Source organism: Lactiplantibacillus plajomi, assembly GCF_005405405.1.
Classification (GTDB): Bacteria; Bacillota; Bacilli; order Lactobacillales; family Lactobacillaceae; genus Lactiplantibacillus; species Lactiplantibacillus plajomi.
This window is the reverse complement of record NZ_BJDZ01000006.1, coordinates 1-21,530: the sequence shown is the minus strand read 5'-3', so window position 1 is coordinate 21,530 and position 21,530 is coordinate 1. Positions and strand designations below refer to the sequence as shown.

The 21,530-nt window shown below is 50.6% G+C and carries 24 protein-coding genes; 11 read left to right on the top strand and 13 right to left on the bottom strand.

Translation table 11 applies throughout. The annotated features are described in order from the left end of the window. Nucleotides 1-2 precede the first annotated feature (2 nt). From FFM82_RS03305 to FFM82_RS03290, 4 genes are read left to right on the top strand one after another with little or no spacing between them, the layout of a single operon-like run. Complete coding sequence (locus FFM82_RS03305; RefSeq protein ID WP_137644452.1) at nt 3-938, top strand: ABC transporter permease; 936 nt, start codon at nt 3-5, stop codon at nt 936-938. Continuing rightward, a complete protein-coding gene (locus tag FFM82_RS03300) occupies nt 907-1,173 on the top strand; it encodes a hypothetical protein (protein ID WP_137644451.1) in 267 nt (88 codons plus the stop codon). The genes FFM82_RS03305 and FFM82_RS03300 overlap by 32 nt, the downstream gene beginning before the upstream one ends. An 11-nt stretch (nt 1,174-1,184) precedes the next feature. Continuing rightward, nucleotides 1,185-2,237: an ABC transporter ATP-binding protein gene (locus tag FFM82_RS03295; protein ID WP_137644450.1), complete on the top strand. Its 1,053-nt coding sequence runs from the start codon at nt 1,185-1,187 to the stop codon at nt 2,235-2,237. After that, the gene (locus FFM82_RS03290; protein ID WP_137644449.1) at nt 2,230-3,099 is read left to right on the top strand and encodes an ABC transporter ATP-binding protein; all 870 of its coding nucleotides are present in this window, start codon (nt 2,230-2,232) and stop codon (nt 3,097-3,099) included. The genes FFM82_RS03295 and FFM82_RS03290 overlap by 8 nt, the downstream gene beginning before the upstream one ends. Before the next feature lie 64 nt (nt 3,100-3,163). Here FFM82_RS03290 and FFM82_RS03285 read toward each other — a convergent pair whose 3' ends face one another. Then, a complete protein-coding gene (locus FFM82_RS03285) occupies nt 3,164-4,075 on the bottom strand; it encodes an oxidoreductase (protein WP_137644448.1) in 912 nt (303 codons plus the stop codon). Between the two features lie 133 nt (nt 4,076-4,208). Here FFM82_RS03285 and rihC point away from each other — a divergent pair, with 133 nt between their 5' ends. Further along, entirely contained in the window at nt 4,209-5,120 is a 912-nt protein-coding gene (gene rihC / locus FFM82_RS03280) for a ribonucleoside hydrolase RihC (protein ID WP_137644447.1), read from the top strand. 67 nt (nt 5,121-5,187) lie between these two features. On the opposite strand, the gene FFM82_RS13840 is transcribed toward rihC, so the two are convergent. The 3 genes from FFM82_RS13840 to FFM82_RS03265 form a co-directional block, all read right to left on the bottom strand. Next, nucleotides 5,188-5,721, bottom strand: a complete 534-nt coding sequence (locus FFM82_RS13840) for an acetyl-CoA carboxylase biotin carboxyl carrier protein (RefSeq protein ID WP_137644446.1) — start codon at nt 5,719-5,721, stop codon at nt 5,188-5,190. Nucleotides 5,722-5,824: 103 nt separating this feature from the next. Next, nucleotides 5,825-6,145, bottom strand: coding sequence for a hypothetical protein (locus FFM82_RS03270; protein ID WP_225425596.1), 321 nt, complete (start codon nt 6,143-6,145; stop codon nt 5,825-5,827). A 156-nt stretch (nt 6,146-6,301) separates the two neighbouring features. After that, a complete protein-coding gene (locus tag FFM82_RS03265) occupies nt 6,302-6,766 on the bottom strand; it encodes an RrF2 family transcriptional regulator (RefSeq protein ID WP_137644444.1) in 465 nt (154 codons plus the stop codon). A gap of 106 nt (nt 6,767-6,872) precedes the next feature. Between FFM82_RS03265 and FFM82_RS03260 the strand changes: the two genes are divergently transcribed. Then, on the top strand, nt 6,873-8,063 hold the full coding sequence (locus FFM82_RS03260; RefSeq protein WP_137644443.1) for a DUF2075 domain-containing protein: 1,191 nt from the start codon (nt 6,873-6,875) through the stop codon (nt 8,061-8,063). Nucleotides 8,064-8,093: 30 nt separating this feature from the next. Next, a complete protein-coding gene (locus tag FFM82_RS03255; RefSeq protein ID WP_137644442.1) occupies nt 8,094-8,603 on the top strand; it encodes a YbhB/YbcL family Raf kinase inhibitor-like protein in 510 nt (169 codons plus the stop codon). Nucleotides 8,604-8,953: 350 nt separating this feature from the next. On the opposite strand, the gene FFM82_RS03250 is transcribed toward FFM82_RS03255, so the two are convergent. The 3 genes from FFM82_RS03250 to FFM82_RS03240 form a co-directional block, all read right to left on the bottom strand. Beyond that, on the bottom strand, nt 8,954-9,322 hold the full coding sequence (locus FFM82_RS03250; RefSeq protein WP_137644441.1) for a DUF1304 domain-containing protein: 369 nt from the start codon (nt 9,320-9,322) through the stop codon (nt 8,954-8,956). Nucleotides 9,323-9,453: 131 nt separating this feature from the next. Next, a complete protein-coding gene (locus tag FFM82_RS03245; RefSeq protein WP_137644440.1) occupies nt 9,454-10,959 on the bottom strand; it encodes a multicopper oxidase family protein in 1,506 nt (501 codons plus the stop codon). Between the two features lie 244 nt (nt 10,960-11,203). Continuing rightward, entirely contained in the window at nt 11,204-11,767 is a 564-nt protein-coding gene (locus FFM82_RS03240; RefSeq protein ID WP_137644439.1) for a M57 family metalloprotease, read from the bottom strand. A 174-nt stretch (nt 11,768-11,941) separates the two neighbouring features. Between FFM82_RS03240 and rpiA the strand changes: the two genes are divergently transcribed. Next, complete coding sequence (rpiA, locus tag FFM82_RS03235) at nt 11,942-12,655, top strand: ribose 5-phosphate isomerase A (protein ID WP_225425594.1); 714 nt, start codon at nt 11,942-11,944, stop codon at nt 12,653-12,655. Nucleotides 12,656-12,716: 61 nt separating this feature from the next. Here rpiA and FFM82_RS03230 read toward each other — a convergent pair whose 3' ends face one another. Then, nucleotides 12,717-14,033 (bottom strand): ammonium transporter, encoded by a 1,317-nt coding sequence (locus FFM82_RS03230; protein ID WP_137644438.1) that lies wholly within the window; start codon nt 14,031-14,033, stop codon nt 12,717-12,719. A 364-nt stretch (nt 14,034-14,397) separates the two neighbouring features. Here FFM82_RS03230 and FFM82_RS03225 point away from each other — a divergent pair, with 364 nt between their 5' ends. The 3 genes from FFM82_RS03225 to FFM82_RS03215 all read left to right on the top strand — a co-directional run bounded on the left by FFM82_RS03225 (nt 14,398) and on the right by FFM82_RS03215 (nt 17,112). Beyond that, nucleotides 14,398-15,354, top strand: a complete 957-nt coding sequence (locus FFM82_RS03225; RefSeq protein WP_137644437.1) for an L-lactate dehydrogenase — start codon at nt 14,398-14,400, stop codon at nt 15,352-15,354. Nucleotides 15,355-15,474: 120 nt separating this feature from the next. Beyond that, nucleotides 15,475-15,741 (top strand): hypothetical protein, encoded by a 267-nt coding sequence (locus FFM82_RS03220; RefSeq protein ID WP_137644436.1) that lies wholly within the window; start codon nt 15,475-15,477, stop codon nt 15,739-15,741. Between the two features lie 204 nt (nt 15,742-15,945). Next, nucleotides 15,946-17,112: a hypothetical protein gene (locus FFM82_RS03215; protein ID WP_137644435.1), complete on the top strand. Its 1,167-nt coding sequence runs from the start codon at nt 15,946-15,948 to the stop codon at nt 17,110-17,112. A gap of 86 nt (nt 17,113-17,198) precedes the next feature. On the opposite strand, the gene FFM82_RS03210 is transcribed toward FFM82_RS03215, so the two are convergent. The 5 genes from FFM82_RS03210 to FFM82_RS03190 all read right to left on the bottom strand — a co-directional run. Continuing rightward, nucleotides 17,199-18,173, bottom strand: a complete 975-nt coding sequence (locus FFM82_RS03210) for a biotin--[acetyl-CoA-carboxylase] ligase (protein WP_137644434.1) — start codon at nt 18,171-18,173, stop codon at nt 17,199-17,201. Between the two features lie 11 nt (nt 18,174-18,184). After that, entirely contained in the window at nt 18,185-18,748 is a 564-nt protein-coding gene (locus FFM82_RS03205) for a biotin transporter BioY (RefSeq protein ID WP_137644433.1), read from the bottom strand. Nucleotides 18,749-18,881: 133 nt separating this feature from the next. Further along, nucleotides 18,882-19,130, bottom strand: coding sequence for a hypothetical protein (locus FFM82_RS03200; RefSeq protein WP_137644432.1), 249 nt, complete (start codon nt 19,128-19,130; stop codon nt 18,882-18,884). 60 nt (nt 19,131-19,190) lie between these two features. Continuing rightward, nucleotides 19,191-20,618, bottom strand: coding sequence for a C69 family dipeptidase (locus FFM82_RS03195; RefSeq protein ID WP_137644537.1), 1,428 nt, complete (start codon nt 20,616-20,618; stop codon nt 19,191-19,193). A gap of 471 nt (nt 20,619-21,089) precedes the next feature. Further along, nucleotides 21,090-21,530, bottom strand: a 441-nt coding sequence (locus tag FFM82_RS03190) for a transposase (RefSeq protein ID WP_137644431.1), incomplete at its 5' end; no start/stop codon positions are given.

Below are 21,530 nucleotides of genomic sequence, written 5' to 3'. Positions count from 1 at the left end.
TGATGGATATTAAAACTAAACCATTCAGTTTTGTGAATCACCGCTCGATAACCATCCAACCGGAACTTTCGGTGATTCCGGGAACGACCACCCGCAGTATCGGTTACTGGCGCGCCAGTGGTCGTAAATTTCTCCGCGACCGCCTCGCCCTTGCTTGCGCGGTCGTCCTAGTCACCCTCGTTTTCATTGCTCTCTTAGGCCCACTACTTAGCGCCGCCGACCCCAACCAACTGCACGTTAACTTGCAAAACCTGGCACCGAGTGCTGAGCACTGGTTCGGGACTGACCGGCTGGGCCGGGACTTATTCACCCGTACCTGCTTGGGCATCCGGGTCTCGCTAGCCGTCGCCCTGGTTGCCACCACGCTCGCCATCGTTTTTGGGACCGTCTACGGGATGGTAATGGCCTTCTTTGGCGGGTGGCTGGATAGTTTACTGATGCGGGTCATTGAGATTTTTAATTCACTTCCCAGCCTGCTCGTGACGATGATCATCATGACGGTCCTCGGTAACGGCATCAACACGATGCTGTTCGCCCTGACAATCACCAGCTGGTCGGGAACCGCGCGGCAAGCGCGCGGGCTGGTCTTACAACTCCGGAAAAGTGACTACGTGACGGCGGCCATCATGCTAAACACCCCGTTATGGAAAATCATGCTCAAACACTTCGTGCCCAACATCATGAGTATTCTAATTCTTGACATTGGTCAAAGTATTCCGGCCAACATTTTTGCCGAAGCCAGCCTCAGCTTTCTGGGACTCGGGATTCAAGCCCCGAATACCAGCCTCGGCATTCTGATCCAAGCCGGTCAGGACCAGATGTTACAGCACCCCTCACAGCTTTACATTCCGGTAATTGTCCTGACCATTATCGTTTTAGCCTTCAACATTTTAGGAGATGGTTTACGTGACGCCCTTGATCCAAAGTTTAAAAAGTAGCCCCCGTCGCCTGCTCGTCAGCTTGATCGGTGGTTTAACCCTCGTCATCGTAATGGTGGCATTGCCACGGGTTACCCACCTTCTGAGTTGGGGTACCGCGGGCATTAGTTGCGCCCTCTTAGCTTGGCGCCTGATGTACCCGGTCAAGGCGGCCGCCGTATCGCTGCGGGGCTTAAGCATCAGTTTAAGTCTCAGCCTGGTAATCGGAACCATTGTTGACGCATGGTTCTTGTAAGGAGGGTAACCATGACGACTATTATTGAAATTAAGAACTTACAAGTCACCTTTCCGGATGACGGCGGTCCGGTACACGCCGTTCGCGGGGTCGATCTAACCCTAAATCAGGGCGAAACGCTCGCACTGGTCGGTGAGTCCGGTTCCGGCAAATCGGTCACGACCCACGCCCTACTGAACATTCTGCCAAAAGACGCCCAGGTGTCGGCGGATAAACTACAATTCAACGGTCAAGACTTATTAGGACTGAGTCAGCGCGACATCAATCAAATTCGCGGCTCCAAAATTTCACTGATTTTCCAAGATCCCCTGAGCGCGCTCAACCCGACGATGCGCATCGGCAAGCAAATCGGTGAAGCGCTCCGTTTTCACGCCCACGTCCGTGGTACGGCGCTCAAGCAGGCCGTCCACGCTGAAATCGAAGCGGTCGGGCTCCCCGACCCGCAATTAATTGCCCGCAAGTATCCGCACGAACTTTCGGGTGGACAACGTCAACGGGTCATGATTGCGATAGCGTTGATTGCCCACCCACAAGTGCTAATTGCCGACGAACCCACCACCGCGCTGGACGTTACCTTGCAAGCCAAAATCATTGCCCTGATCAAGGCCCAAAAGCAGCAACGCGACTTATCAATCATTTTTATTACCCACGACTTGGGGGTCGTTGCCAACATCGCCGACCGGGTCGCCATCATGTACGCCGGTCAAATCGTGGAAGTCGGGACGGCCGAAGAAATCTTCTACAACCCGCAGCACCCCTATACTTGGGGCTTACTCGATTCGGTCCCAGACCCGGACAGTCAACGGGAAACGCTGTTCACGCTACCCGGCAACCCGCCCGACCCCCATGAGGAATTGGTGGGCGACGCCTTCGCACCACGTAACCCGTACGCCTTAGCGATTGATTTTCAAGAAGAGCCGCCACTGACGCAGGTCAGCACGACCCACTTCGTCCGTTCCTGGCTGCTTGACCCGCAGGCGCCGGCCTACGAACCACCGGCAAGCATCCGGGAACGCTGGGCGATTTACCAACAAGATCAGCGGGAGGTGCCGACGCATGGCTAACCTATTCGAAATTCAAGATTTAAGCGTGACGTTCCGTAAAGACCACCAGACCATTCACGCCGTCGACCACGTCAGCTTCAACATCCCTAAGGGGCAAACCGTTGGGGTCGTCGGTGAGTCCGGTAGTGGCAAAACTACCACCGGTCGGGCAATTGCCAACATCGGCCCAATTACGGCCGGCACCGTCCGCTATAACGGTACCGACATTACTAGCTTTAGCCGCGCACAGGTCCGCGACTTTCGTTCCAAGGTCCAAATGGTATTTCAAGACCCCTTCGCCGCGCTCAACCCGCGCCAAAAAGTCGGTGCCATTATTAGTGAGGGGCTGGAAAATTTCCACATTGCGACCGGCCAACAGCGCCAAGCCCGCGTTGAAGCACTACTGGAAGAAGTCGGGTTGCCGGCGACAAGTCTCAATCGTTTTCCTCACGAATTCTCCGGCGGCCAGCGTCAACGCATCGGGATTGCTCGCGCCCTCGCCGTCCAGCCACAGTTTCTAGTCTTAGACGAGCCAATTTCCGCGCTGGACGTTTCGATTCAGGCCCAAATCGTTAATTTACTGCACGACATTCAGCAGCGTCAGCAGTTAACCTACTTATTTATTGCCCACGACTTATCGATGGTTCGCCACATTAGCGACCAGGTCATCGTGATGTATCAGGGGCGCGTCATGGAGTCCGGCCCGACCGACCTAGTTTACCAGCACCCGCTCCACCCTTACACCCAAGCGTTACTTTCAGCGGTCCCGCACGCCGACCCGCACTTCGAACACCAAAAGCAGATTCAGTATTATCACCAGCAGGAAGCAACCGGCCGACTGATCGAACGCGAACCGGCCCACTTCGTTTTAACCGCGTCATAACTAAATAAGGTCTGGGCGTCAGCAACGTCGCTGACACCCAGACCTTTACTTTAAATTCGTTAACTTAATCCTTAACTGGTTTCTTCGCCCCGCGTTGGTAATGGCGACTACCGACGCGCCGATCCGGTCGACCGATGACCCGCGCAAGTTTAGCGGAACCGTTAATCGCCTTATTCATGGCGTAATCGAACTGGCGGTCACTCAACCACTTTCTGGCCGTCAGCGATAGCCCGGCTGCGGCCCCGGCGTGGTAGCGGGGCTTAGGTTTAACGTCGTTAACCGCGCGCGCCATTAGCTTGGCAATCACGCCCGGATTCGACGCAAACTGATCAAACAGGGATAACATCGCCCCGACCTTGACCGCCTGCTGCCGGTAAGCCGTATCACCGGAAACGTCCAGCAGTTTTTGCTCGGCGATGCCGGCCCACTCGGTCTTGATACCAGCGGGTTCCACCAGGATCACGTCAATCCCGAACGGCGCTACTTCCATCCGTAACGAATCGCTCATGCCTTCAATGGCGTGCTTAGTGCCCATGTACCAAGCACTTAACGGCTGATAAATTTTACCGCCAATTGACGAAGTGTTGATGATGCGGCCGCGGTGTTGCTTGCGCATCATCGGCAAGACTAGCTGGGTCAAGCGCATGACACCAAACACGTTGACTTTGAACTGGTACTCGCCTTCAGCCAGCGGGACGTCTTCGACCGCACCGTATGAGCCGTAACCGGCATTATTGATCAACACGTCCAGGCGCCCCTGTTCAACCTGAATGGTCTTAACGGCGGCTTCAATGGTTGCTTCGTCGGTCACGTCCAACTTCAAGACGTGCACTCCGGCGGCAGCTAGGTCCGTCATCTTGTCGACCCGCCGCGCCGCACCGTACACGACGTTACCCTGTGCCTGTAACTTTAAAGCCGTGGCCTTACCGATTCCGGACGACGCACCGGTCACTAAAATCACCCGTGGTTGATTCATAATTGTTTCCTCCATCGTTTCTTTATTTAATGCCATGCTACGTCAATCATGGCGGAAATGCAATCGAATTCATAAGGGCAGGTATGCTAAAATAAAGGTAACTTAAAACTGCCATTAATTGGAGGGAATCACCATGTCAACCAAGATAATTATGGATACCGACCCGGGAATCGACGACGCTGCGGCCATCACCATTGCGCTGAACCATCCCGACCTGGACTTACAACTGCTCACTACCGTTGCGGGTAACGTGACCGTCGATAAAACGACGCTCAACGCCTTAAAACTGACCCGCTTTTTCAATAGCACCGTCCCAGTGGCGGCCGGTGCACCACAACCGCTGATCAAACCGTTTGAAGACGCCGTTCGGGTTCACGGTGTTTCGGGTATGCCGGGCTACGACTTTCCGAGCGACTTAGCCGACCCGCTTCCGCAAACGGCCGTCGAAGCGTTACGCAACCATATTCTAGCAGCCGACGAACCAATCACGCTGGTCCCAACTGGGGCTTACACGAACGTTGCGTTGCTCTTTAAGACGTATCCCGAAGTGCTACCGCACATCAAAGAAATTATCGCCATGGGCGGGACCCTCGGTAAGGGTAACATGACGAGTGCCGCGGAATTCAACGTCTTCACCGACCCGCACGCCGCGGCCATCATGTATCAGTCCGGTGTTCCCATTACGATGGTTGGCCTGGACGTGACCATGAAGGCCCTGCTCACACCGGCTACCATGGCGAAGTTACCAACGGTGGGCCGGGCTGGCGAAATGCTCTCGGCATTATTCGGCCACTACCACGATGGCAATCAGGGCGGCATTCCAATGCACGATGTAAATACGCTCTACTACTTACTACACCCCGAAGCGTTTACCACCGAAAAAATGTGGATCGACGTTCAAACCGACGGCCCGGCTAACGGTGAGACCGTCGGCGACATCCGTGGCGCCTACCACGATGGTCAAACCAACGCGACGGTCTGCGTCGACATCGACGCACCGGCCTTCAACCAATGGTTCCTGGAAACGGTCGCTGCAATCGGCTAACTAAAAAAGCCACTGACTCTGCGGACAAAATTGTCGCAAAGTCAGTGGTTTTTAATTATCACAAAAATTAAATGTCATCCGGCGTATCCGGAATTAATTGAATCAATGGTTGCCCAAAGTTGACTTCTTCGCCGTTATGCACTAACAGGGCCTTAACCTGGCCAGCCTGCTTAGCCACGACCGGTCGCATCATTTGCATGGCTTGAATCAAGCCAACCTGCTGACCGACGCTAACGTGGTCGCCAACTTGAACGTACGGCGCTTCCTCGGAAGAATGGGCCTGGTAATAAATCCCTACGACCGGGGCCGTGACGCACTGCTTTGGATCAACCGTTACGGCTGGTTTCGGTGCCGGAGCTGCCGGTTGACTCGGCGCACTGGCACTGACCGGTGTCGGTGTAACCGGCGCTTCACTCGGTGCTGGTTCGGCCGGTAACGGCCGTGGTTGTGGCTGTGCTTTCGGTGTCGCCGGCGTAGTTTCCACCTGACCGTCAGCATTCTTAGTCATCTTAATTTCAAATTCCTGGTCGTGATAACTAAAACTCGTTAGCTGACCCTGTTCAAACTTATCCATTAACTGGTATATTTTTTCTAATTCCATCAGTCGACCCTCCAATAATTTACGCATCGATTATAACGCATAGTTTACCGCGGGATTATGGTGGAAGTATGAATGCTTGTTTAAGAATCCGTTTAATTTTACCCTAAGCCGACGCCAAGGCCCCGTTGGCCGGTAACACCTTGAACAAAAATAACGGTGCCGGTGACTTACCTGCCTTGGCATAAGCCAGGACCGCGTCGACGTGGTCCAACTGCAGTAACCGGTTATCTAGCTGCCACAGGTCCCGTTGATAATAATCGTGGCAATACTGAACGAGGTTGGTCAAAAAATTACCAATGGCTTCGTTAACGGTATCGCCGCGCCCATCAACGCCCCAAAAATCGGCAGACTCGACCCAGTACCGTTGATCGGATAATTCGCGGTAACGTCCTTCTTCGTGAACACATACTAATCGTGGTTGCATGGCCCCGGCCCCTTTCACTACTATCAACTTCAACCATGGTCTCAAGATAGCATCGATGCCGTCACTTGACAATGCAAATCGCACAACCCGTTTTAAATTAAGGTTATTAATCGTTGGTGACTTACTTTCCAAATAAGTCCGGTGTTTTTATTAAGATTATAAACCGGCCTCTTTCGCTAAAAACGTGCCGTGATGGTGCAAGTCCTCCTTCAAGTCCGCCATTGTGTAGCGGTGGTAATAAGCTCGGTACTGGCGGTCCGCAACCGTGAAGAGGTCGGTTAACGTTTCACTGATGTTAGCGGCGATTGCCGACTTATTCACCTGTTCGTCATTTTTCGACGGCCCGGTGATGAACCGTGCGTAACTTAGCGACGGTGGAATCGTTAAATCGTACAGGTCGCCCAGGTTAATATCTCCCAGCAGTTTTTCCAATTGATAACCCCCGTTTTTACCGACCGTCCCGATCAAGTAACCCTGCTTATGTAAGACCGATAAAATATTGCGAATCATGACCGGGTTCAGGTGTAACGACTGCGCCAACTCACGACTGGCCACCTTATTAGGTCGATGGGCGTCTAAATAAAGCAGACTGTGCACCGCGACCGAAAAATCAAGTTTCATTCTAAGACCTCCCACCATTCAAGTACCCTTATTTTACCACCAACTGTAACCATTCTCATTTCAATTACGGGGAACTTTCGTTATAATGACGCTCGGAGGGATTTAGATGCAACCCACAATTGATCACGCAACCTTTAGACTCGGGGAAAAGGACGCCCTTTCCCCCGCGCAACAACGTTTGGAAAAACAGCTCTTTAACTTCATCGACAATCAGATTGACCAGCCGCAGACCGGATTATTCGTCATCCACGGTGATGCCGGTAGCGGCAAGAGTGCGGTATTGGAAGCCGCCTTTCACCGCTTACAGGCGGAAAATCGCCAGCACTCGGCCCGGGGTACCCAACAAAACTACCTCGTCGTGAACCATAACGAAATGCTCAAGATTTATAAACAGTTGGCCGGCGCCGACCCGGTTCTTCGAAAAAAGGACTTTCAGAAGCCAACCCCGTTGATCAACCGCTTGGCGAAAACCCAGCAACGCGCCGACGTCGTCTTCATCGACGAGGCCCACCTATTGCTCACACAACCCGACCGCTATAATCGCTTTACCGGCCAGAACCAGTTACAAGCCATCATTGATCATAGTCGGGTGGTCGTCTTGGTGTTCGACCCGCGCCAAGTCTTAAAATTAAAAAGCTACTGGGCTAGCGACGGCCTGACCCCGTTTTTGAACCGTTACCCGCACGCCAGTTTCAACCTCGACGAACAGTTTCGGGTCAGCGGTAATCAAAGCGTTGTTGATTGGATCAACGCTTTTACCCGTGGACACCTCCGGCCGTTACCGCACGACCCGCAATTCGACTTACAAATCTTTGCGGACGGCCAACCGTTGTACGACCGTATCCGTCAACGTGACCAACGGGGCGGGCTGGCACGGATGGTGGCAACCGCCGACTTTCCGTACGTCGTTAATCACGGCACCTGGTACGTGACCGCCGGCAGCTTAAAACTGCCGTGGGATAAAGTCAACCTGACCGCCGACCCGTGGGCGCTGCGGCCGGAGACCCTCAACGAAGTTGGCTCAATTTACACGATTCAGGGTTTCGACCTCAACTACGCCGGGGTGATCTTAGGTCCATCCATCGGTTACGACCCGGTACACGACCGCGTCGTTGCTAACCCGGCGGCCTATGAAGATCAGGAAGCTTTCAAACAACGCACCGACCTTGGGAATTTAACCCCACTCAAACAACAAATCATCTTGAATTCCGTCAACGTTTTAATGAAGCGGGGCCGCTACGGTCTATACCTTTACGCGGTTGACCCAGCACTACGCCGGCGCTTATTAGCGTTATAATGAAGGTAATTATCTAAGGAGGGATTTCCAATGCAAGTTTCGATTCCGACTATCGACGGCGCACTGGCCGACTTGTACTCAAAACAGGCGGCGCCGGCTCAAACTTATCTGGGCCACCCGATTATTTCGTTCCCCATTAACATCAGTGACGTGCCGGCGGGGACCCACTCGTTAGCGTTCACCTTCGTCGACCACGACGCGATTCCGGTCGGGGGCTTTACTTGGATTCACTGGACGGCCGCTAACATTCCGGCCAACACCACCGTCATTCCGGAAAACGCCAGCCAGACCGGCGCCATTCCGATGATTCAGGGTAACAATTCAACGGCCGGCGCTTACGTTGGTGAAACCGACCCAAAAGTCACCCAGCATTACGTGGGGCCGTACCCGCCCGACAAGGATCACCGCTATTCATTCAAGCTCTTTGCACTCGACACAGAGTTACCATTGGAATCCGGCTACTGGCTAAACGACTTTCACGACGCCATTGCCGGCCACGTGCTCGCAACGGCGAAGACCGCGGTCATCGGCCGGGTCTAATACGACCCTAATAATACTTATCAACCATGCGACCCGAACGATTCGGGTCGCATTTTAGCTTGTCCCGTTTAATTGAGGCCATTTTCACCTTTCACATCGCTATTATTAAGCATATAATTATTTTTGTTATAAAAATAACACTTAAGGCGGGGGGATCATCTAGTGGAAGGCTTCACGGACCTAGTCAAGGGAATCTTGATACTCATCGGTTGCGCAATTGGACTCTTCTTTTTAGGCATCTTTTTATTTATCTGCTTTGAAATCTTATTTGACACATTTTTCGGCTAACGATGCCTTATGTAATAGTCAGGGCCCGCGAAATCAATCGATTTCGCGGGCCCTGACTATTACTACACTAAGTAAACCAAAATAAAGGCAATCAACGCCGGTAAGCCCTGCACAACAATAATCGAACGGCTCGCCGTGACACTACCATAGACGGCGGCAACTAGGATGCAGGCAAGGAAGAACAACGTCGCCCCGACCCAGGCGACTGCGGGCATTACGAACAGGCTGTAAAGTAGGCCCACGGCTAAAAAGCCGTTATACAGCCCCTGATTTTTAAATAACGTTTGCACGACCGGGTCCTTCAAGGCTTCACGCGGCATGTTAAAGGACTTGGCTGCGAGGTCACTGTCGGCGTTAAACATTTCTAACCACGTAATCAAGAGGTGCTCTATGGCGACTAAGACCACCATAATCGTTGCGATAAGTTGCATTTTTATTCCCCCATCAAAAATGACCGGTCAGCAAGTGCCAACCGGTCATTAAATTTAAAATTAATTTTACCAATTAGCTAGTTTAAGTATACCGTTAATCGGTCATTAACCTAACTAATCGCACCCTTTGATTAGCAACCGGGCATCCATACGTCTTCCGGCTTAACGCCCTTTTCCTTAGCGAAAGCGTTACGCAAGGTGTCCATATCCATCAAATGGTAAGTTTGTGGGTGGTCCGGATCATAAGATTCGATTTGCGCCATCATGCCGCCATCTTCGTGTTCGATGATGTGACAATGGTACATGTAGACCCCGGTCAAGTCGAACTTCACCTTAATGCGGACAGTTTCACCCGGGTTAACGCCAACGGTATCCTTTAATCCGTGTTCGTTCGGGTAAACCGGACCGTCATTGCGGGCCAGTACTTGGAATTGCGTCCCGTGAACGTGGAACGGGTGAACCATCCCGTTCTTAGTACTGTTCGTATTGCGGATTTCCCAGATAGCAACGTCGCCAACTTTTTGCCGGGCGTCGATTCGTTGCATATCGAACTTCTTACCGTTCATCGCAACTTCTTCGTCCATCCCGTCCATGGTGATCTTCCGAACGGGTAAGCCAGGGGTCGGTGCCTCGTCCTTAATATCAACCAAGTGGTCTGGTAACTGGGTATTATCCGGTGCGTAGTCCTTGATACGGAACGTCACTAATGGCGTATCGTCCGTCATTAACGTCACTTCGTCGCCGGCATGGTACTGACCAAAGTCAACCACGATTTCATCGCGTTCCGCACAGGTCAGCATGACCTTGGTCATGTAGACGGGTTCTGGTAAGATACCGCCATCGGAACCAACTTGGGCAAAGGCCAAATCGTCGTTGAAGTGTAAGCGCCATTCACGCCGGTTGGACCCGTTCAAGATCCGGAAACGCACGCGTTGGGTCGTGACATCAAAGTACGGGTTGACCGTCCCGTTGATCAGTGCCGTATGCCCCTGAACTCCGTCCGGATCATAGTCAGCCTTGTAGTCGAACTGGTTATCTTCGTGGAATTCACGGTCTTGCAAAACCAACGGAATATCGTCGACCCCGTAATTACGTGGTAACGGTAATTGGTCTTCGACGTCGTCTTTAATAATGACCAGTGCGGCTAAGCCCTTCCAAACTTGGGTCGCCGTTGATGGGCACGGGTGCGCGTGTAACCAAGTCGTTGCGGCTGGCTGCATGACTTTAAAGTCAATGTGGTTGGTTTCACCAGGATAAACTGGTGCGTGGCAACCACCATCCGTAATCGGACCCGGAACGTCCAAACCATGCCAGTGGAAGGTCGTCAGTTCGGGTAAGTCGTTCTTCAAATCAATGTGGGTCTTTTTGCCGTTGCGAAAAACGAGCGTTTGACCTAAGAAACCGGCGTTATAGCCCCAAGTTTTGGTCTTCTTGCCCGGTAAGAACTGGGTTTCACTTGCTTGGGCGGTCACGGTATAGTAATCATCCGTAGCCGTTTGCTTATCTGGCTTCAACAGTGGTGGAACCGCTAATGGTTGCGGATCCGTCTTTGGTGTAACTAGCGGGATGTAACCCCCGTCGTGAGTATTGTAAGCAGGTTCATCAAAAAAATAATCAGTATAGACTTTCTTTGTCATTCAGACATCCCCTTAAAATTCTAAACCGTAAATACAACACGCGGACGTGTTAGCGCTTTTATACGCTAATTTCAGTTTAGAATTACTTTAATTCAATGTCAATCTCTCTTGGTCAATAAAATTGTTAACAAGTTAATCCAGTCAAATAAAGCCGTAACGATTTCCGTCACGGCCCTAACCCAGCCAAGCTGAACTTAGCGCGGGCTTATTTAATGGCAACCCCCACGTTGCAACTAACAAACTTTTAAAGTTCGCCAACTGGCAATTGATAGCGTAACTTAACCGCAGCAACGTCCGCCTTACTGATACCGTAATAACGGTCATCTTTATTCATGACGCTGTTCTTGGCCTTACTATGCTTCAATCCAATCACGTGACCCAGTTCGTGCTCAGCCACGTGGATCCGGTTGGAGTAAGAGTAGTGGTACCTGGATAAGTTGCGCGTCAACAGTAGGACCCGTGCTTTGGTGTAGTACCCATTCGGGTAACCCGTCATGTACGTGATTCCCGATAAATGGTAATAGGCACCCCGCGTCCCCGTGCTCGTTGACAACGTCACTTGGTGGTGGGCCTTTGTCCCCGCAACAAATTTAAACCGACTCTTCGCATTCCAAGACTTAATGGCGGCCTTGTAAACGTTCTGATAATAACGAGACCCCTTAATAACGTAGGTGACCCGCGGTTTTGGCCAGCGACTCCGTGTAATCGGTGTCGTCGTTGCATTCGCATTTAGCATCGGTGTTAACCCTAACCCGATCAGTACTGCTAAAAATGACAAACCCAATCTCTTAATTCTCTCTCTACTCATTGCCGTAACCTTCTTCCGTTACAACGAAGGTTGCCATCAATACCCCCATTTTAACGGGTCGCCGTCACCGCTGCCGGTTTGAATGTCGCGTTTTCCGATAGTCAGGCCCTCACTTTACGTTCCACAAGTTAGTTAAATACGTTTTCCGGACGTGGTATGATGGGACTAAATCCAGTGCAGAAAGGAGTAGGTGCAGTTTTCACCGCACCACAACTCAACATGACCCTTAAACAAGCAATCGTGACTCAGGCCCTACCATTGATCAAGCCCGGCATGGTGGTTGGCTTTGGCGGCGGAACCACCGTTGGTGAACTCGTCCGTCAAGCCGCCAACTTAGTTAACGACATCACCGTCGTTACACCATCGCCAACGACCCGCCAATTAGCGACCGTCCTCGGTTATACCGTCGTCAGCCCGCAGTATTGCGATCGTGTCGACCTGGCCTTTGACGGCTGTGACCAACTCGACCACCACGGTAACGCGCTAAAAAGTGGTGGTGGCATTCATACTGACGAAAAGATCATTGCCAGTCTCGCCGACGAATACTGGCTGCTGGCACCGAAACAACGTTTAGTTGACGAATTTGATACGGCGACCCCGCTAGTCCTAGAAGTCTTGCCGGCAGCCCTCGCCCTGACGATGCGCGCCATCAGCGACCTTGGCGGGCAAGCCACGTTACGGACCGCTACCAACCGCGACGGCTTTACTCTCAGTGACCGCGGTAACCTCCTAATCGACTGTCACTTCGCTAGTTACGCCCACTTAGGCGCCCTCAACCAGGAACTGGCCACCCTTGCCGGGGTGGTCGAAACGTCCTACTTCGACCAATTAGTGACCAACGCGTTGCTTGGCGATGAGGAGACCGGCAAAGTGACCACCTTATTTTAGACGCAAACGACCGGCTGACGGGATCCCGCCAACCGGTCGCTTTATTAACTGCTATGTGTGGTCACCGGAAGCGTTCCCGGTGACGCATCAGTTGTGATAACTGTCCGCGAAATTCATCGCTATGTTGTTGAATAGCATTCAATTCCTTACTCATTGGAATGGTGTAATCCGCAACCTCACCGTGTTCACCCTGGTCAAGCCCCAGTGCCTCTTCGTCCTTGTCAACCCGCATCTTAACGACCCGGCGTAAGACAACAATGATCAGCGCGCACATGACCGTGGTGAAAATAATTGTGAAGACCGTTGCCAGTAATTGTAACCCGACTAATTTAAAGCCACCGCCGTAAAATAGCCCATTCAAGGCAATCGACGGGTTGATCGTCTTCGTGGCGAACACCCCGGTCAAAATGCTACCAACGATTCCAGAAACGCCGTGACAGCCGAACGCGTCCAGCGCGTCGTCGATTCCTAAGCGCGGCTTGAGTAACGTAATGAACGCATAGCTCGTCAAGGTCGCCAATAGACCGATCCAAAACGCGCCGGATACCGTTACGTACCCACAGGCCGGCGTTATTCCGACCAAGCCGCAAAGCGTCCCGGTACAAACGCCAACCAACGTTGGTTTACCCTTCGTCAGCATATCGACGACCATCCAAGTCATCATGGACGTCGCGGTCGCCACCGTGGTCGTCAAAAAGGCCTGTACCGCCACGTGGTCCATCGCGAGTGCCGAACCGGCGTTAAAGCCGTACCAGCCGATCCACAAAATCGTCGTTCCTAGTAAGACCCAGGACACGTTGTAATGTTCCTGTGGCTGCTTACCATAATTACGCCGCGGGCCCAGAAAAATCGAGAGGACTAACGCGGTAATCCCGGCGTTAATGTGAACGACCGTCCCGCCGGCGAAGTCGATCACGCCGAGCTTAGCTAACAGCCCGCCGGCCCAAACCATGTGAACCATTGGGTAATAAATCAGCAATGACCAACAGATGATAAACGTCAGTAAAAACTTGAAGCGAATCCGGCCGACCACCGCGCCAACGAACAGCGCCGGCGTAATGATGGCAAACATCATTTGGAAAATCAAATACAGCCCGTTCGGAATTTTCGTTGCGGTTAGCGCGGTTAAGTCAATTCCGTGCAACCAAAGTGCTTTCAAGTTCCCAACAAAACCACCGACGTCCCCGGAAAATGAAAGTGAGTAACCAAAAAGCAACCATAGAATGATTGCCAACCCGCAAATCATAAAGACGGAGAGAAGCGTGTTCACAACATTCCGTTTGGAAACCAGTCCCCCATAGAAGAAAGCCAACCCCGGCGTCATAAATAGCACCAGAATACTCGACAAAACTAAAAACGTTGAATTTGCAGCGTTCATACTGCCACCCCAATCTTGGTATACGTGATGTCAGGAAGTATAACATCATTCTGCGGAAACGCCGTCGATTTAGGCGATTTTTTTACAGTCTAAGCCGACAATTTAGACCAGTTAACGTTAATTCACTGAATTTCCACAATCCATGTGAGAATTGCTAACAAGCGCTCAAAAATTAATTATCTTAATCGGCAGTGCCGTCACGCCGCTCAACCATGAAAACCAGCTTAAGATAATGAAAATCTCTAAAATTTCCCGCCAAGCTTGATTGACGCTACTAGTCCCACGCTGTAAACTGAGTTGCATAAAATTAAGTTTTAGTTAGAACATTAGTTTGAATCTTAATAATTAAATGGAGGTTTTGTTTATGCGTAAATATGCCATTATTGGGGTTGGTCACGTGGGTGCCACAATTGCCTACACTTTGGTCTGTAAAGGAATTGCTGACGAGTTAATCTTAATCGATACGAATGTCGGCAAAGCACGCGCCGAACAATTAGATTTGCAGGACGCCCAAGCACGGCTCGATAGCCGAACGATTATTAAAATTAACGATTACAATGAACTGGACGATACCGACATCCTCTTCGTCACCAGTGGTAACATCCACGCCCTCGACCACGCGTCTGGTAACCGCTGGGCAGAATTTGAATACACGAAACAAATCGTGCAGGACATTGCGCCAAAGGTGAAGGCGACCCGCTTCAACGGGGTCGTCATCGATACGATGAATCCCTGTGACGCCATTACATATTATTTCCAACAAGCGACCGGTTTATCCAAACAACAAGTTTTCGGTACCGGAACGTTTCTTGACACGGCGCGGATGCAAAAGGTCGTCGCCGACGTCTTCGACTGTGATCCTAAAAACATTAGTGGTTACGTCTATGGTGAACACGGTGAATCACAATTCAGCGCCTGGTCGACCGTTCAAGTCAACGGTATTCCGATTACAAAGTTAGTTGCGTCGCACCACCTCGACCTAGACGCGTTGGAAGCCGAAGCTCGGCACGGTGGCTGGGCCGTCCATTCCGGCAAGGGCTACACCAGCTTTGCAATTGCGACCTGTGCTGTTAAACTTAGTGAAGCGGTGCTTGCCAACGCCCGCTTAGCTTGCCCGGTATCCGCCTATAGCGAACGCTTCGGCACCTACGTGGGTCAGCCGGCCATTATTGGCAAAGACGGTGTTGAAACCGTCACGACCCTTGAGCTAACCGCAGCGGAAGACGCGAAGTTCCAAAATTCCGCCAACACGATCATCGAAAAGTTCCACGCGTTCGACGACGTCTTACCGACTGCTCAACTCAAGCGCCAGCAAGCGTAAAAATTCGTTTAAAATTTAATGGAATTTCTCGTCTGCCGCTAGTAAAGCCCCGCTATCAATGCTAAAATTTTACTTAGACGAAACGTTTAGCATATTAATGATTAGATGGTGGGATTAAACATGCAACGACAGCTTACTAGACGTCAACGTTGGCTAGCCGTTATTATTTTGACACTCATCGGCATCGGTAGCGCCCTGTTAGGTAAATGGGGCCGCCTGCTGAGTGTCGTCATCGTTGGCGTGACGCTAATGATTTTACTGAGCGGCTGCTTAAAATTTTGTCAGTCCCGCGGGATCAAGCAAGGTAGTGGCATGTTATTGTCACTGGTCATCGCGGTCGGCTACGTCTTAATGATTCTTGGCAGCTATGGCTATTTACGAGGATGACTCTGAACGGGAGCCAAAATCCGGCTGATAGCTGGCGCAAATTTTAACAATTATCGTACCGAGACGGAAATGAAGGGGTGACTTTGGTCACGCCTTCATTTTTTTGTCGCGGTAAACGCTCAGTTTCCAAACGTGACTTTAATTACCGACGACCCGTTAAAAAGTGCTATCATGAACCAATAACAACTAAGGGGGTCAGTGACGATGAGTACGATTATGGAAGACCTACAATTGGCAGCGAAACAGGCTAACCTGATTAACGTCTATCAGGCCAATAGCGAAGTGGTCTACACGGGGTTTATCGACAGTCTGGCACCGGACGGCGTAGTCATGGACACTTACGACGACGCCGGCATTCAAGATGGTGCCGTCTTTATGCGCTACGCCGCCATTGACGACGTTGAAATGATGAGCGAAGACCTGGACAACATGGCTTTTCGGGTCGACAACGCTACCGCCGAGCAGTTAAGTGCGGTACCGCAAGAAGCGCTGCACCTCGATGACCACCGCAACGCCTTACCACAAATTATGGCCAAGGCCGCCACAAGCCAGCAAGTCATTTTACTAGTACTAGCAAATAATGATAAGTATATCGAGGGTCAGGTCAGTGACCTGACCGCCCACGAATTCAGTTTTACCACTTTCGACAAGTTCAATTACCGCCACCACGGCAAGCAGACGTTAGATTTAAAAACCGTTGAAATCATCGAATTTCAGGGTAACGAATTACTACTCGAAAGCGCCTTTGTACGAACGGACTACCATCACGAAGCGCCGGTCAAGGTCACGGGGAAACTTGCAACCCAAGCCACCCTTAAGCGCGCCCAGGACGAACACGAATTAATTGCGATCCGGTCCGCAGATGGCAGCGACATGTTCTTCGTTGGTTTCGTCAACGCGCTTAACCGCGACAGCGTTTTACTAAACCTAATTGATATGACCGGCCAGTTCGGTGGCTACACGCTTTGCCGGCAATCATTAATTGAATCGATCACGGTCCAATCCGATTACCTGCAAACGATGCGCGCCTTCATTGAGTTAAACCGGCAATACGAATTGAACGTACAACCCGTGCTCAACGACGAGCGGTTATTCGACCCAACGACCAACTTATTTGAGAGTATCCTGCGCCAAGCAGCCGCCTTCAGTAACTTGGTCCACCTAACGTCTAGTAATCCGGTGTTGCCGGACATGACCGGTTACCCGGGCACGATCAATAACGGCCACTTCATTTTTTACAGTATCGATGACACCAACCAAGTCAACCACGTCGGTACTTTGATCGACTTAGACCAAGTCGTCGAATTATCGTTCGGATACATGGACGCTTATTTATTGGAAAAACGGTTAAAAAGCACTGGTAATCTCTAATATAATCAACAAGGAACCGCTTTGCGGGCCTTAATATCAAATACGGCAGTTATTCCTCAACCGGGAGTAACTGCCGTATTTGATATTTAGTCCATCACGACCCGGGTTACTTCACCGCTCATCAGGTGCCGGCGTTCGCCCGACGGTAACGCCACCACTAGGGCGCCGTTTTCGTCGATGGTCTCCGCACAACCACTGATGTTCTGACCAGCAACCCGCACCGTCACCGGTTTCCCCAAAATCAACGAATGAGTCCGGTAGAACGGCAACCAGGCCGTCGTAGGATAAGCTTGGTAATCCTGACTAATGGCGGCAATTAGGGTGGCGGCCAAGCGGTTACGGTCAACCGTTGTGCCGGGGGCGATTCCGCCCGCTAGTGAGCTTAACGGTGCCGGAAAATCGGCCGTCGTCAGGTTCAAGCCAATCCCCACAATGAAGGCGGCCGCCGACGTTGATTCCAATTCTAAGCTGGCCTCGGTAATAATACCACCAACCTTACGCTGATTGAGATACAGGTCGTTGACCCACTTTAGTCCAAACGGCTGCGCCGGAAAGGTCGCCTGGAGCACCCGTAACACGCTAACCGCCACGCTGGTCGTCAGTAACCCGACCTTCGTTAGGTCGTTAGTCGGGTTCGGCAAAATCAAACTAAAATAGAGCCCGGTTTGGGCTGGTGAATAGAATGACCGGCCCAGCCGACCGTAACCGGCCGTTTGCTCATCAGCAAAAAAGGCTGCCAGCTGTGGTGGATTCGTTTGGCTGACCGCCCGTTTCGCCAACTCCTGGGTCGACGCCACCGTTTGCTCAACGGTAATCGGTCCGGAAAATCGGGAGCCAGCCATTAGCCGAATCGCTAGTTCATCTAGGGCCGTACTCCCCTGATACCGGTAACCGCGGTTTTTACGACTCTCGATTTGATACCCGCGCTTGCGCAAGCCGTTAATTGCTTTCCAGACACTTTCGCGACTAACCCCGATCTGACCAGCTAACTGATCACCAGAATGCCACGCCCGTTCATCCGCTAAAAAAGCCGTTAGTAATTGTGCTTGTGTTGAATTCAAACCATTACCCCCTAAACCGGAACACCAAAGTCAATAATTGCCCGGACGCGCCGTGCAATCACCACCGCAAGGCTCGCTTTAAGAACGTCACCCGGAATAAACGCTAAGTTGGACAACAGCGCCGCTGGCAACGCTAAGTTCGATTGAAGTGCGAGCCAAACCGCCCCAACCGTATCGATAAAGGCAATCCCGCCGATGGTCACGATCAACCATTCCCGCCACCAATTCGCACTTGAACGGGCGTGGGTCGCATTTAATAGGGTGCCAATCACAACTGGTGCCAATAAGTACCCAACCAGGTAACCCCCGGTCGGCCCGACGAAGGTTGCCAGACCGCCACGTCCGCCAGCTAATACCGGTACCCCCAAGGCGGCGAGCGCCAAAAAGAGGCCGACTGCGACCGTCCCGTACTTACGTCCGAGCAGTTCTGCCGCTAAAAAGATGCCCATATTCTGAATAATGATTGGAACCGGAATAATACCAACCGGAATCCCGGGAAAAAAGCCTAAAACAATAATTAAGGCCGTGACCATTGCAGTTTGTGTTAAGTGTTTACTCATATTTGGTGCCGTCATGTGAAGCGCCCCCTTTAATAATTGAATTAAGTATAAAGTAACAGTAACCCAATTACAATACTATGGGTTACTATTATGCAAAAAAGCCACCCGTACGGGATCACCGTCCGGGTGGCACACTTTAAATTAGCCGCTAGTCCTCACTAGGTAGCCGTTTTTCAACGTGATATTTACGGGTATTGGGTTTCGGACCATCCGCAGCAATTAAATCATCCGCGTAAAACACCGAGTAACCGTCGTCTTGTTCTAGCGGGCGGGCAATCAGTAACCCGCGTTTACGACCGTGCTTAGCATTGTAAATATCCGCACTCCGCAACGCTTCGTTATAGTCGTGGGATTCTGAGATGGCATCGCCTGGATTAAAAAGAACATTTTCATCCATGTTGATCAACTCCTTAGAATTGGTACCTTAATTATACCCGTTTTCGTACAAAGTCGTTAATTAAAGGTTAATGTCCACGTTATAAGTTAATTTCGAAAGCGTTAAGCCCTTCGTTACCAGTTCGCCTAAGTAGGCCTGAGCTTTGTCACGCATATTCGCAACCATTTGCTTATCCCGTTCCGTTAAGAACTTAGTTAAGGCTTCGCCAGAAAGTTTGGCCGCTTTTTGATCCGTTTCGGCAACAAATTGTGCTAATTCAATCCGGCATTCCTTTAAGTAATCCACGTTATCTTGAACGAAGTCGGCGTAATGGGTTTCAGTCATCATTGACACCGTCCGGTATAACCAGTAAGCACTCTTGATGTCATACTTCAGTGGCGTATTGGCAAAGCTTGGGTCAGTTTCACTCACGTTCGCGTGGAATGGTAGGAACGGTGCAAACGCCGGTGTCCCAAAGGTCATCCACATAATCGCGCTTTGTTCTTCGGGCACGTCGTTACGAACTTGCATCACGTGTGAATTTTGGGTCCGGTTCATCGAAATTGGCCGGAACTTCTTGGCTTCCGGTGAATTGGTAAACGGATCGTATTCGGTTTCGTTATAGTGCGAACCCAGTACAAATTCCACGTCAGCGACCGAAATCTTCTTCGCCGCGTGGCAAATAAATGGTAAGTCGCTGGATTGTGGGTCCTGTTCAATTTCTGGGTTAAAGTAGCGTTGGCCGTACCAAACCCGGGGGGTATTATAGTGGCGATCCTTTTCGTTATCGGTCCCGAAGATGTGCCGGAAATTAAAACCGGTCTTGTCCGGGTTTAAGTGGTGACTTTCAACAAATTCTTGAATGCCGTCCGACCACATAAAGTTATCGGGATCGTCAAAGTCGACCCATTGAATGGCAACTTGGTTGGCAACCACCGCGTAAGCATCGTCCGGAATCCGTTGGGCAACCCAGTGATGGCCCGTTACGATTTCCATGTACCACACGTCGTTCTTATCATTGAACAAGACACCGTTACCTTCTGGTGAACCGTACTTGGCAATCAATTTGCCCAAATACTGAACCCCTTCACGGGCTGAGTTGATAAATGGTGTCAGCATCGTTGGTAACGAGTCTTCCGCCAACCCATTCTTAACAAACGGGTCGAACGTTAATGTATGTTCATTCCCATAAACACTCTCAGTGGAAGAAACGCCAACGTTTTTTTCGTTAAAGCCGTTTTCTTCAAAAACGCCCTTTTCCGCAACTTCAATGTTCGGAACCGCCTGATAGCGGTAACCGTCAGCCGGCAACGGGGCGCTAAACCCATTCTTACCCGAAGTCAACGTCTCATTGCGCCCGTGGACTGCAGGGTGAACAATGAACTTTTGTGGGGTAATCGGCATAAAGGTATCGTCATTGCGGGCAATGATCGTAGAACCGTCAACCGTGGCTTTTTTACCAACTAAAACGCTCGTACAAGCTTGTTCGTACCTATTCAACACTCCCATTAATTTAATAATGTATCCGTTCTCACTATTTATGATACTCGTCATCTTAAAAATTGCCACCACTGCTCAAAACCCTAATTATGATTCTAATTTATTTTTAATCATTAGTCCGTCGACATTCTTTTATAAATCACTTAATGAATAATTCTTAATTTTGAAAAACCCTCGCCACACTTTCTTCACATTTCGTTGCTAATATGTACTCATAGCAATTAAGGATCCCCCTCCAAGATTGCTACTATAATAATTAACATTCTTTTCATTTACTCCTCCAAAGTAATGAAATCCGTTAAAGCCCAAGCGCTTTAACAGCCCGGTGGGTGGCATGTGAACGTCCCCCCGCTTATATGAATAAACGCCCACCGGGTTTCAACATACGATTCCCCGTCGTATGTTGACCTACTCCTTTTGACCTTCGTATTTAGGCTCTTTGTCAACCGGTGTTGATGAGGACTAATTTGAGAATCCAATTCATTTACGAATTGGGTTCTTTTTTGTAATTTTGATTTTAAATGAGACTTGAATGCGATAGATAAAGTTTTGCCAGTTTCGATAACCATATGCAGTTCGTTTAATTTGTTTGATTTTTCGATTAACCCCTTCAATGGGGCCATTTGACAGGTTCCCACTAGCCATGTTTGCTATTAATTGTTTGTTATGAATAAAGGTTTTGATGGTGGTCATGAGCTGTGGACTAACGTTTTCTACCTTGCCAAGAATCGTGATAAAGGCCGAATAGTCGCGGCTTTGAAAGGCTTTGACTAAGTCATGAGCGATAAGGTAGGTTTGAGTAAATTGCTGATTTAAATCCAGGCCTTCATGCACGAGCTGTTCTTGAGTCAAACGGTCTTTAAGATGGCTAAACCATTGTGGTTTAGCCTTTTCTAGGTTGTCATAACTCATTAAATATAA